At 65.4% G+C, this 14511-nt stretch carries 1 protein-coding gene (running past one end of the window); it reads right to left on the reverse strand.

All coding sequences use genetic code 11. The features are described from left to right. Positions 1-14511: the 3' portion of a beta strand repeat-containing protein gene (locus ACQ860_RS11130; RefSeq protein WP_431303435.1), read on the reverse strand. The gene runs 14340 nt beyond the window's last position; the window shows 14511 of its 28851 coding nt (coding positions 14341-28851); the start codon falls outside the window, past its right edge; it ends in the stop codon at positions 1-3.

A 14511-nucleotide genomic window follows, 5' to 3' on the forward strand; every position in this document is an offset into this window, starting at 1 on the left:
TCACACAGTCAGCCGGGTGACGTATTTCATCTGGCGGGCACCGAAGGTCTCGACCACGGCACCCGTCACGGCGATTTGAAGGTCGCCCGCACCGATCGCCCCCAAGGAGCCTGCGGCGAGAAGGGAGAGAGTGGTTGCGGTGACATTGGCCTGCTCGTCCGCTGTCCCATCCAGAATCGACCCGCCGGTGCTGCGGATCGTCACCGCCCCGCCCACGACCCTACCGAGCGTAATGTTCCCTACAGCCGTCATGGTCACCGCGCCGGCGTTCAGCGTCCCGGCGGGAGCCATCGTCAGCGCTGCCCCGGAGGTCAGAACAGCGTCCGCCGCCAGGATTGCGCCGGTCAGCGTCATCGCTGTTCCGGTGGTGACGGCCAGCCCACCGCCGATGACAAAGGCCCCCAGCGACAAGGCGCCGGCCGATTGCAGCCAGGCGGCCCCCTTGGCGCTGGCGGTCAGCACGCCCGTCGCCGCCACATCGATATCCGCGACACCGGCGCCGCCGATGGTGCCAAGCGCGCCATCCGCAATCAGCGACAGCGAGGTGGCTGTCACATTCGCCAATTCATCCGCTGTACCATCCAGGATGGAGCCACCGGTGCTGCGGATAGCGACCGCACCACCAGTGACTTTGCCCAAGGTCACGTCCCCCGCGCCCGTCAGCGACACGGCGGCCGTCGCCGCCGTGAGCGTTGCCGTTGACGACATGGTCAGCGCGCCTCCAGCCGTCATGACCACGCCTCCCCGGCCAGACACAGCACCCGTCAACGAGAGGAGACCCGCCGTCGAGACGCTGAGTGCTCCGGTCACCGCGAAGGCTCCGACAGAGAGGGCGCCCGCAGAGTCGAGCCACGCGGCCGCACCTGCGCTGCCGGTCACAGCCCCCCCCACCGCAAGGTCAAGATCGCCGTCGCCTGTGCTCCCCAGCCCTGCCACCGCAGTCAGAGAGAGTGACGTGGCAGTGACATTCGCCAGTTCATCGGCTGTCCCATCCAGGATGGAGCCAGTTGTCGTCCGCAACGCGACAGCGCCGCCCGTGATTCGGCCCAGCGTCATGTTGCCGCCTGCCGTCAGGGACATTGCCGCGGCTCCAGCAGTGAGCGTCGCCGCGGAAGACATGGTCAGCACCCCGCTCGCCGCAAGCGTAACCCCGGCACCTGACAGCGCGCCCGTGAGCGACATGGCGCCCGTCGCGGAGGCGGCAAGCGCGCCCGACGCGGTGAAGCCATCCAGGTTGAGTGCGCCGATCGAGGCAAGCCATGTCGCACCGCCCGAACCGCCGCTGACAGCACCCGTCACGGTAAGCTCGAGGTCGGCCGCGGCCGCTCCACCAATGGCCGCCGCGGCGGTCATCGACAACGAGGCGGCAGTGACATTCGCCAACTCGTCGGTGGTTCCATCGAGGATGGAACCCGCCGTGCTGCGCAGGGTGGTGGCGCCGCCCGTGATCCGCCCCAATGTCATGTCGCCAAGGCTGGTCAGGCTCAGCGCGGAACTGCCCGCTGCAATGCTCGCCGCGGAAGACATCGTGAGGGCGCCGCCCGCTGTGAGGGTTGCGCCACTTCCGGCACGCAGGGCGCCGGTGAGCAACATGGCCCCCGTCGTAGTGGCATTCACCGCGCCAGTGGCAGTGAATGCGCCGATGGAAAGCGCCGATGTGGAGTCCAGCCAGGCCGCGCCGCCCGAACTGCCGGTCACTGCACCGCTGACGGTGACATCAAGATCATCCAACCCCGCCGCACCGAGCGTGCCCGCCGCAGTGGCGGAGAGCGAAGTGCCGGTCACATTGGCCAACTCATCCGCCGTGCCGTCCAGGATCGAGCCCGTGGTGCTGCGCAGGGTCACCACTCCACCGCTGACGCGGCCCAGCGTCACATTGCCGGCCCCCGTCATGCTCAACGCAGAAACACCAGCCGCAATGGTCGCGGTGCCGGACATGGTCAACACACCGCCGGCCGTCAGTGTCACGCCCGCCCCGGAGAGCGCGCCTGTCACGGACATGGCCCCCGTCGTGCTGGCAGTCAGCGCGCCGCTCGCAGTGAACCCACCAAGGGAGAGCGCGGCGGTAGAGTCCAGCCACGCCGCACCACCCGAACTGCCGGTCACCGACCCGCTGACCGCGATATCAAGATCGCCGGCCGCAGCCGCACCCAGCGTGCCAGCCGCGATGACCGAGAGTGAAGCGGCCGTCACATTGGCCGATTCCGTCGTGGTGGCTTCCAGGATCGAGCCGCCCGTGCTGCGCAAGGTCACCGCCCCGCCTGAGATGGTGCCCAGGACGACATTGCCGCCAGCTGTCATGCTCAGGGCAGTGGCGCCTGCGGCGATGGTTGCAGTGGCCGACATGGTGAGCGCGCCGCCAGCCGCGAGCGTGATGCCCGCGGCGGAGAGTGCGCCGGTGAGGGACATCGCGCCCGTCGTGCTGGCGCTCATCGCGCCGACGGCGGTGAAGGTTCCGATGGAAAGCGCGGATGTGGAATCCAGCCACGCCGCACCACCCGAACTGCCCGTCACCGCGCCGGTGAGCGCGACATCGATGTCACCCGCGCCAGTCACGCCCAGCGTGCCTGCCGCGATGATCGAGAGCGAAGTGCCGCTCACATTGGCCAGTTCATCCGCGGTACCGTCCAGGATCGAGCCGGCCGTACTCCGCAGTGTGACCGTCCCGCCTGAAAGCTTGCCAAGCAGCATGTCGCCGGAACTGGTCAGCGAAACCCAACCGGTTCCGGTTGTGGCGGTGGCCGTGGAGGACATGGTCAGGGCGCCCCCCGCGACAAGCGCCACACCGACCCCACCGACACGACTGACGATGAGATCACCAAAGGCGGTCACGGTCGCGACGCCCACGCCGGCATCCACGGAGCCGGCTGCCAGCATCGTCAGATTGCCGCTCAATGTGCGGATCGTCGCGTTGGTGCCGCGCACGGGACCAGCCAACGTCAGTGCCGCATCTCCTGTCAGGGTGAGGGCGGCGCTGGAGGTCATCCCGTCCACCTGCATGGTGCCGGTGGAATTGATGTCGGTGATGCCGCCCGAGTTGGAGCGCAAGATCTTGGGCGCAGTGACCACCAGGCTGGTCCCGGCGATGGAGCTGCCGATATCCCCCCTGGCATCCATCGCGATGGAACCGGTCGCCACCAGATTGGCGGTTGTCCCGACGCGCACGTCCCTGATGAAGCTGCCGGAGTTCAGGACAATATCGGTACTCTCGATGCGGCCAATGAGCATGCTGCCAGTGTTGGAAACAGCTACGGCGCCCGTGGTCTTCAGCAGGGCGGCAGCGTTGAACACCAGGTCACCGAGCGATGTCGCACTGCCCACGATGTTGAGCGTGAGGGAGCCGAGGTTGACGCTGCCCAGCAAGCCGACGGAGCCGCGCGCCTCGGCATTCACCGAGCCCTGCACCGTCAGGTCCGTGATGTCGATGCGGTTCACGGTCTGGAAATAGGCAGCGCCGCCCACCGTACTGCCGCTCCAGTAACGCACGTCGATATTCAGGTCGCCGAGACCAGTCTCACCCAGGGCACCGTTGACCGCGACAGTCATGGTGCCCGGTGAGGTCACGTTGGCGGTCTCGGCCACCGTCGTGTCGGTCAGCTTGCCGGTGGTGCTGATGAGATCCACCAGCGGCGCAGTCACCGACGACAGGCCAAGATCTCCGTAGGCCGAGAGCAAGGCGCGGGTGCTCGCCACCAGGCTCGACCCGTCCTGCAAGGTCAGCGATCCGCCGCTGGACTTCATGTCAACGAAACCGCCGCTGACAGCGCCCGTCACCCCGGCATTGCCGGTCACATAGAATTGGGCATGCAGTCCGGCGGCAAGGCGACCGAGCGTCGTGTTGCCCGTCACATCGACGAACATTCTGCCGCCGGATTGCAGCGCCGTGATGCTGGGCGCGACGATGGAGACCGTCGCCAACGAAGTCCCGATCACCCCTGTGGCCGAAATGGCGAGACTACCGGTTGCCGTCATCAGGGAAGTAGCGTCGGTTTCGAGCACATCCGCGCCCGAAGTCACGCTGATGACGCCGCCCTTGATATTGGCGAGCTTGGCCGTGCCAGTCGTGGTGATGACCGCATTTCCTGGCAGGGCTGCCGCGCCTGGCCGCGCATCGAGCAGGACACCGGCACCCATGGTGAAATCGCCATTCGTCCCGATGCCGGTGGTCTGTACGGTCACGCCCGCGCCCGTGATGCCGCCGGTCAGGGTGACCGCCTTTTGCGCGACCAGCGAAATCGCCTCGGAGGCGTCGAGCGTCCCGATGCTGACCGCGGACTTGCTGTTGAGCGAAATGGCTCCCGCCAGGGCTGTAACGGCCGTGATCGTTCCCACGTCCACGGTGACCGGCGCAGCCGACGTGGCGCCGACCTTGGCCGCCAGGGTTGCGCCGAAGGTGGTCCCGGTGAAGTTGGCGGTACCATCCGAGGTGACCGAGAGCAGCGATCCGGCCCCGGTGACGCGCAGATCATCGCCGGTCACGCGTGTCACGGAGATGTTGCCGCTGCCTGTCGTGGTCAGCGTGACATCGCCTGTCGCTCCCGCATCGATGGCGGTACCAGCCGCCATGACGATGGCGCCCGAAGTGACGGCGATGCCGATGTTCTGCGCCGTCGAGGAGGTCACAGAGCCCGCGATATCTAGGCGGCCCGTGACCGCCAGGTCGATCAGACCCGCCACGCTGGTCACGCCCAGGCTGGTCGGGCCGGTCACGCTGATGCGCGTTGCGCCCCCGGCGGTCACTTGCGTGACGGTTGGGGCCGACACGGCCAAGGGCGTGCCCAACGCACCAATGGCGCCGCTGGCTGCGAGGGCCAGCGTCGTCGCGGTCACGGAAAGGCCGGTGCCGACCTTGGTGATCGCGCCCCCCAGTGCCGTGATGTCGATGGCGCCGCCCGTCATCCCGTGGAGTGCAACACCGCCGGCCGCACTGACATGAATGGCACCCGCGCCGGTCGAGAAGGTCGCGGCCGACGTCATGTTGACGCTGCCCGCGGAGGTCGTCGTCAAGCTGGCGGAGGCAGCCGACACCGCGTCAGTGAAGGTCAGCGTGCCGCTTTGGCGCATGACCAGGGCGCCATCCGTCGTCACGGCGGCCACCGTGGCGGCGCCCTCGCCGTCGATATAGGCGGCGCCTCGCACATCGAGCTTGATCAGGCTGGGCGTCTTGATTCGCAGGGGCGCCGCAACCATGCCCACATCAGCCCCGGCTTCCATGCTGAGCGAGACGGCGGCATCGATATCCGCCAAAGGATACACCGTGGGGTCGCCCTGGATCCCGCCGACCGCGGTAACCACGACCGTGCCGCCCACGATATCGCCGATCGTGATATCGCCACCTGAGACGAAGGTGATGTTGCCGGCCCCGGCGTTCAGCGTGACACCGGCGCCCATGGTCAGATCACCGTTGTTCACCGTGACCAGCGCGCTGCCCACGGCAGAGTCGGCCGTCATGGTCAACCCACCGCCAGTGGTCAGGGTCAGTTGGCCGCCCGCCGCGGTGACGGCCCCCACCGAGACGGCCCCGGTGGTGGTGATGACTGCCCGCCCCACGGCATCGATGCTGTCGATATAGCTTGCGGTGAGCAGCAAGGGCGTCGCTATGCTGCCGATGCTGCTGCCGGCATCAAGGGCCACATGCGTTGCGATGATGACGGCGGATGTCTCACCCGTCGCTGTGGCAATGGTGGAACCCGAGGTGATATCGGCTGTGCCGGCAGTGATGCCAGCCAGCGTCACGGCCCCGATGGCATCGAAGGTCACGGTCGCGGTGCCGGCATCGAGGGAATTGTCGGCGAGCATGGTGATGCCGCCGCTGGTTGCGCTCAATGTCACCGCGTCGTTGGACGTCGTCACCTGGCCAATCGTGCCGGCCGAGGTGAAGAGAATGCTGCCGGCGGTGATGTTCTGCGCACCATCGGAATTGACCACATCGGAGAGGCTGAGGCTGGCCGTCGCAATCAGTCTGAACTCATCGCCCGTGTCCACGGTGCCCAGGGTCGCGCTGCCCGTGACCGAGAGATACGCATCACCCCCCGCCAGGACGCTGGATATCGCCGGCGCTACAATCGAGAGGCTGGCGGAGGATGTGCCGAGATCGCCCGCCGTCGCGGTGACGCTCAGGCTGCTGATCGCGGTCAGCACGCCAGGTCCCGCCTTCAGGACATTGTCCGCCGCCGTGACGGTGATGACATCGCCGCTGACATTCGCCAGCGTCGCGTTGCCGCCGATACCGAGGCTGACCGTTCCCGTGCCACCCGCGATGCTCGTGCCGGAACCCATCGTGAAGGCTCCGGCAGCGCCGGCGCCGGACGTCACGACCGTCACGCCAACGCCGCTGATGCCGCCTGTCAGGGTCACCGATGCATCGCCCAAGAGCTGGATGACATCGGCCGCTTGCAGTGTTCCGACGGAAGTGTCCGTGGTGGCCTGGATGGCCATGCCGGCGGAGGTGGAGGTCAGGCTGCTGATGGTCCCGACAGCCACCCGCAACTCCAGACCCTCGGAGCCGATCTCGTCGACTGCGGTCCCGCTCAGCTGCGTGCCGGTGACGTTCACGACGCTGTCGCTTGCGGTGCGGAAGATGTTGCCTGAGCTGTTCAGCGTGATGCTGCCGCCAGACACGGCGGAGATGCCCAGATTTATGGCGCTGCCCAGTGTGACGGCACCACCATTGGCCACCAGTGTCATGGCCGCCCCCATGGTGAGGCTGCCGGCAGTCGTGGTGATGTCCACGGCGGTGCCGTCTATGTTGCCGGTCAGGGACAGGCTGTCTGCGGCATCGATGTCGATGATCCCGCCCGCATCTGTCGCACCCAGGCTCGTTGCGCTTGCCAGGGCAAGGCGGACATCGCCGACCGCAACGACCGAGGTGATGACATCGGCGGCGACCGACAGCGCGTTGGCCGCAGAGCCAATTGCGGCACCGGAATCCAACATCAGGCTCGCCGCATTGATGGCGCGCGTCGCCCCGGTCGCGGTAATGGCACCGTCGGCGGTGACGCTGACCGCGCCACCCGTCACGGCGCGCAACGTGGCAGAACCAGCGGAGTCGATGATCACCGTGCCACTGCCAGCGGCGATGGAGCCGGCAGCCCCCATGGTGACACTGCCTGTGGTGGTGGTGAGATCCAGCGATGCGGCCGTCACTGCCGCCGTCATGGTAAAGGTGCCACCGGCAACGATCATGGTAGCACCATCGATGCTGAGCGCCCCGGCTGAAGTGGCGCCGGAGAGTTCGATGGCGAACTCCCCACCGACATCGGCTGTCAGGATGGGAGTGGTCGCAAGGATCGGTGCGGAGCTGGTGCCGCCATCACCACTTGCCGTCACCGCGAGCGAAGTGCTTGCCACGACCGTTGCATCGGCACTCTCGCGCAGGATATCGCCGGAGGTGGAAATCAGCGCCACAACCCCGCCCGTCAGCTCGGAGAAGGTGAGGTTTGCGGCCGCTTTCAAGTTGACCGAAGCGTTGCCTGCATTGATCGAACTGCTGGCCGCCATGGTCAGATCGGCGCCCTCCGCCTCGATCATCGTGGCGCCGGCGCTTACCGCTGCCGTCAGGTCGAGCGTGCCCGTGCTGACCAGGCTGAACGTCCCACCATTCGTGCTCACACTGCCGACCGTGCTGCTTTCCTCGATGCGGATATTGGTCGTGCCGTTGGACACGACACTGTCGAGGTTTGGCGTCGAGATCAGGAAGGCGACAGTGGTCCCGATACCTCCGGCCGAGGTGATGTTCACGTTGTCTGCGACAACGGCGGCGCTGGTGGTGCCGGTTGCAACATTCACCGACCCGCTGGTCGTCGTGATGTCGACCGTGCCCCCCGTAAGGCCGGTCACGAGTGCGCTTCCCGCAGAGACGATGGCGATGTTGGCGCCGCCGCTGTTGATCGAGCTGTTGGCGGCCATGGTGATGCCACCGGCCGTGCTAGTCAGGCTGACATCGAAGCCGTTGCTTTCCAAAGCGAGGGCATTCGCGAAGACGATGCTACCCGCCGTAATGCTGATCACATCATAGGCATCCAGCGCCTTGGTGATGGTGAGGGTGCCGCTGACCCGCAATGTGATGGTGGAGCCCGCGGAAATCGCATCATCCAGCGTGAGGTTTCCCGTCACGGTGATGTCGACAAGGCCCGCAAAATCGCCCCCGGCGAAATTCTGATTGCCGCTCAGCACCAAGATCTTGTCGATACTACCGCCACTGACGGGCGCAGTCTTGGTGTAGAACTCCAGCATATGCTGAGTGTTGCTGTCGTTGAGCGAACTGGCGTTGAAGCTGTAGGCCGTCACGTCGATCCCGAGGTCACCACCCGTCGCGTTGTTGTAGCCCGTCTCATACATGTAGTTGGATGTCAGGATCTCGACAGCGCCATAAAGGTAGCCAGCGCTGATCCAGTCGATGAGCACGCCGGCATTGCCGCGCAGCGTGACGGAGTTGCCGCTGACATCGGTCGAGAGGACGACGCTTTCCACCAGCAGCGTCGCTGAGGTGGACAGATAGACATCGCCCGCCCTGATGGCCGTGTTCAGCGTGAATGTCTTGCTCTCATCCGTATCGAGATCGCGGAACTTGGCGTTGCCGTTCCCGGTGACAGTCATGCTCAGCGTGTTGGCAATTCCCCGAAGGTCAATGCCGCTTCCGGACGTGATCGTCAGCGTGTCGGTGATCAGATCCTTCTCGGGGCGGCCTGTAGCCGCATTCGTCACACTGCCACCCGCCGTCAGAATCGTGGCGGCGGCGGCCGTGATCCCCATGAGGTCGAGATTGAGGCTGCCGCTGGTCGAGACTTCGACCTTCGCGCCCGCCAGCGTTGCCGAGATATTCACCTCTTGATGCGCAAGACTGCCGAGGCCGAGCGTCACATCCCCCAGATACTCCAGATGGGTTGTAACCACAGCGCTCGCGGTGTCGCTGTTGCTCACATAGTCACGCACCAGACCACCAATGGCGATCCTGTTGTACCGGGCATCGCTGCTCAGGATCTGGGAGCCGACGCTGCTGCCGCTCACATCCCAGATCTGCGTGTAGTTTTCGTCGGCGGTGTCGGTCAGGAACGTCTTGCTGGACGCCCCCCCCGTGCCGGTGAACTCGATGCCGCTGCGCAGATACAGGCCGCCGCGCTGGATCTGATAGAAGGCGCCATCATAGCGGTAGAGCGTGCCGCTCGCGCCCCGATAGACGAGATCGCCGGTCAGCGCATCCCGCGTCTCCACCGTCTGGGCCACGCTGCCCGCGGTGGTCAGGTTCAGCTGCTTCACCATGGCGCCGCTGGCGTCACGGATCTTGCCAGTGACCGAGATGTAGCCGCCCGAGGTGATGGAGAAGCTGTCGCCGCCCATCGTCACATCGCTGTCGATCTTCACGCTCGTGTCGGATTCGATGACGATATTCTTCGCCGCATAGGTGCGCGAGGGCAGGCTGAAGGCGTTGCCTGAATGGAAGGTCAGCGTGTCCACCGCGTCGGGCACCACTGGATTGGCCGCACTGCCCAGCAGCAACATGGAACCTGCGTGGAAGGTTGCGCTCCGGCCCGCCGTGATCCCGTAGCTCGAACCCGTTCCATAGACGAGTTCCAGATTGCCACCGGCATACAGCGTGAGGTCGCTCGAAGCACCGCTGGCACTGGCGTGGCGGACAGACAGATTCACCCCGGAACCAGACCTCACATCCACCGAGCCGGCATCGGCGTCAGCTCGCCGCACCAGGACGGAGGAAGTGGTGCCTGTGGCAGGCGCGGCCACCAGGTAGAGATCGCCCGCCGTCGTCGTGGCAGAAATGTCGGCCGTTTCCAGCGTGAGCGCCGCGACGCTTGAACCAATGCCCGTTGCAGCATTCAGCGCGACGGAGAGACCGCTCACCTGCACCGCATTCGAGCCGGACTTGGTAATGGCGCCCGCACTCGACGTGAGGCTGATAGCGCCCACCGCACTGCTGCCAGCAACGGAGGTCACAGCGAGGTCGCCCGCGGTCGTGACCGCTACCGTTCCGTCTGCCGCCTTCACCCGCGTCAGGGTCAGGCTCTCCGTGCCCGTGTTCCCGATCACGACATCGCCTTCCGCGACGGCCATGAGATCGAGATCTCTGGCGTTCATCGTCAGATTGACACCGCCATTGACCACCATGGTCACGCCGGTCGCGGTAAAGACCGTGCTCGTGGTCTGGCTGAAGGCGCCAGCGGAGGTGGCAGTGATCGTGCTGCCAGAGACATTGCCGGTTGTCAGTGTGGCGGAACTGGACTCCATCCCGAGCGTGACGGCGCCCGTGGCGCTGACACTGCCCGTGGTCAGTGCGGCGCGCCCACGCAACGTCACAGCACCATTGGCGGCTGTGGCGGAGGTCACGGTCATCGCCGTCATGCCGATCAGGGCGATATCGCCTGTTCCCGTCACCGAGATTTCGGCGGTGGCCGCGCTGCCCGTGGCCGTGAAACCTGTTGCGGCCAGGCCGGCGATGGAGCCAGCGGTCAGCGCCTCACCCGTCGCGCTGATGGAGCCGGAACTTGCCGTGAGCGCCAGCTGGCCGGCCGCGCTCATCAAGGTGCCGAAAGTATTGATGCTGCCGGAGGAGGTCCCAGCTGTCAGGCTGATCCCACCCGCGACGCCGCCCGCGACCAATTCGGCAGCGACCGAGCCGGTGATGCCGCCAGTCCCATCCTGGCCAGCATTGAGCAGGATATTGCCGCCCACGGTGGTGATGGCGCCGTACTGAAGAAGGTCGTTGTCGGAATTGAGCGTAACATTCCCCGTCAGACCTGTGGTCACGAGGGAACTGGCATTGCCGGCAGTCAGCAAGCCTCCGGAGGTCAGTGTCAGGCCGGTCACAGCTGTCAGCACCGAAACCGCCGCATCCGTGTTCGCAGCCACGCGGCCTTCCGGCAGCTTGCCCTCAACGGTCAGGTTGCCGCCCGCCGTGACAGCAATCGAACCGAGGGAGGCAGTGGCGATGCCCTGCAGGTTCACCCGGCCACCGGCATTGATGACGATGCTGGAACCCGTCAGCGCGGTCCCACCAAACTCGCCATAGCCCACCCTGAGCGGCGGGGTATCCTGGACGCGCGTGTAGACCGTCTCCGCCGTATTGGTGATGTTGGTGACATCCGCCCAGATGGTCTCGCTATGTGTCTGTGTGGTCGCGGCCTTCTTGGTGACGGTCGCATAAATCGGGCGCGTCCCCATCACGTCGGACGACTGGGAGACCGCCGCGAAGGACATGGTCGAGCGCGTGTCTGTTATATTTACCCACTTTGACGTCCAGTTATAATCATAGTTTATGTTTGTACTGTTGACTGTACCCGAGTTCCAGCTTTGGAAATCCCAATTAGCGATGCGCTCCTGGCCATAACGGCGATATTTACCTTCGACGCCACCACCTTTGGTCTGCCGGGTCTTGTATTGCTTCCACTCGTTTGCAGTTTGGCTGGTAGTCCTCCAGTCATAGTTATCCCACCCATTCGAGCGCGGCCCACCAATTTGCTCTTCGTTTCCGTATTGCCACTCACCCCAGGCGTAGTTTGCGCTTAGCCGCGGGTCGGTCGCCGCCTGAACGCTGCTGGTGCTGACCTGGACCCTGGAAGCCACCGTCAGTGTCGTATCCAGATAACTCGCCTGCGCCCGGACATTCGTGCCGTTGATATCCGCCACACTGTCCCGGTAGGAAGAATCGCTGACCCAGACCGGCGTGTTGGCCTGCGAAACAGCGGCGGCCGCGACGCGCCCGTCATAGACCTCGAATTTGCGGCTGCCGTTGCTGTTGTAACTGACGGCCCATCGCGCCGGGCTGTTATCCCAGTCATCGATTGCAACGCCGTTCGCACCCATGGTGCTGTCGGTGGTGGTCGTCCTGTCCTGCGTGTAGCGGACCTTCGCCGTATCCTGGTACCGGCCCACCGTCTCATTCGTGACGGTCGCACTGCCCTGCGAAATCACGCGCAGCAGGTCATCCATCGCGCCGCTCGGTGCCTGGATGTAGATGCCCTCCCAGCCGGACAGGCTGGAGAGCGACTTCGTCACGGGCTGCGTGGCCCAGGCCGGCGTCGCGGCAACGGAGGTGGTCACGCCGTCGATCGTGCTGTTCTTTTTATAGTTGGCGTAGCTCAATTCGTAGAGGCGCTTGTAGCCGAGGTAGCTCAGCACGCTGGTTTTCTGCGAATCCGTCAATTCGCCAAACGTCCGGCGGTCGGTAACCGCCGTGCCACTCCAGGTCACATTCGTATTGGAGTAGTCGATACCTTCGATGAAGTACTCGCGAACCGACTTCCCGTTGTAATAGGCGCTCTGCGTCAAGGTCACATCGAAAGTGTAGTAGCTGGTTCCAATGGGGACGCTATCCGTGCCGGTCTGCACCGTCTCGACCGTGTCGGTCCAGACGATCTCCGTGACGGTCTGGGTGCCCATCGCCGTGCGTGTGCTGCCCGTGACGATGTCACGATAGAGCGTCGTGGGCGTCATGCTGTAGACGACGCGATCACGCGTCCCAGCGTTGAGATTGGAAGCCGATGCCAAGCTCGCATCGTCGCCCGCAAGGATGGTCAGCACGCCCCCCGCGGCCAATGTGCCACCGCCGGTGACATCGACGCTGCCGCCCGTGAGTTCGGCCTGCGTCAGCACGCCAGCCAACTTGCCCTCCGACCAGCCAAGGCTGACGCCGGCGCGGGCAGACAGGGCGCCGCCGGTTGCCGTGGCGCTGCCCGTCACGCTGAGCAGATTGACGGCATTCAGGACCACTTCGCCCGGCGAAGTGATATCGCCGTCGAGGTTCACTTGGCGGCCGGTCAACACCGCCAGCGCCGGTGCGGCCAGTACACCATCAGCCTGAACGAGCAGGTTCTCCGAAGCCTTGAGCTTCAGCGTGCCGGCATCCTCACGGCTGCGCATGGTTGCACCGGCGAGGATATTGATGTCGTCGCCGCTCACGATGACAGCGTCACGCGCATTCACATCGCTCGACACGTAGACATCCGCATCGCTGTGCAGGCTGACCGTGGCGGGCTTGACGCGGCTGATGCCGTTGTCGTCATAGATTGGGCCTATCCCGCCCTCGACACGCAGATCCCCGACCGCGGTCAGGGTGATGCTGCCATCCTCCGCGACGTCCAGGCTCGCACTTTCGGACAGCAGCAAGCCGGTGCTGCTGGCCGCCGTATCCGTACCGCCCGCCAGATCGACGTTGGCGCCCGCGTTCAGCACGCCATCTATCGTCAGCAAGCCACCGACGTCGGCCTCGATGACGCCCGCCGCGCGGGAGGTCTGGACGATACCATCGAGCACGGCATTGCCGCCGCCATCGATGTCGATTCGACCCGTTCCGCCAGCCTGATTGGCCACGGTGATGTCGCTGCTTGATCCGGTCTTGATGCTCCCGGTCATGTTGATCGCGACAGCACCTGTCGCTCGAAGCTGAGCGCCGATGGCATTGGCTGCGGCGCCACCATCGGCCAAGCCCAGCGAGAGATTGGCCCCTAGCACCGTCAGTGTCGCGCTGCTGCCGGCGGCAGCAACATTGCCGCTGATGATGGTCGCGCCCGCATGGGCCACGCCCCGCATGTCGACGCTGCCGGCATCCAGCGTGATGCTGGAACCAATCCCCGAGGCAATGACACGGCCTATGGCGGCGCTGGTACCGCCCGCCACGAACAAATCACCGATCGCGGTCAGGGAGACGCTGGAGACGCCCTCGACCGCACCGGAATCCGTGCTGGTCCCGATGCGGATGTCATCCGCCGTCACGACCACGCTCTCCGCCGTGATGGATCCGACCGCAACAGTGAACATGCCCGCGCTGGCCGGGCTCGTCGGTCCAGTCGCATTGGCGGCAAACCGCGCCGTACCGGCAGAAGCGGAAATCTGCCCATAGACGTTCACAGCGCCATTGGTCGCGGTAACGGAAAGCGCCTTGTCGCCGCCCGCATCCACGCCTTGTGCATCGATCACGCCATTGATGTCGACGCTCGCCCCGGAGATGCTGATGGGCGCCTGGGTGTCGATGATCCCTGTCGTCGCATCAAGCGCCACATTGCCTTGGGTGGACGTCACGGTCAGTCGGGACAGATTCGTGCTGTCGGGACCGATCTCGCTCTTCAATGCGATGTTACCCACGGCGGAGATGGTGATGGCGCCGCCATTGGTGGTGTAGAGATGCGCGGCTGGACCCAGCGTCAGGCCGTCGCCGCTGCCCTCCAGAAGATGCACCGTGACATCACCATCGGCGGCGATGATGGCCGTAAGCGACAATTCGCCCGTGCCGTTGACGGTCACGTCATGGCCGGTGCCGGAGGCGGAGAGGCGGCCGCTGATGGAACCACCCGTCCCCGCATCCACAACGAGGCTGCCATCCAGCACATCAAGCGAACCGGCGGCAGCGACCTCGAGCCCACCCGTACCGGCAGTGATGTTGATCGCGCTATCCGACAAAATCTTGCCGGAAACATAGACCTTGCGCGACTGCCCGAGGGGGGCTCCCGCCAGGCTGGCATCGAGGGTGACGCTGGCGCCGGTTCCCGCTGCCGTGATGCT

The sequence above is a fragment of the Sediminicoccus sp. BL-A-41-H5 genome (assembly GCF_050632405.1).
Taxonomy (GTDB): Bacteria; Pseudomonadota; Alphaproteobacteria; order Acetobacterales; family Acetobacteraceae; genus Roseococcus.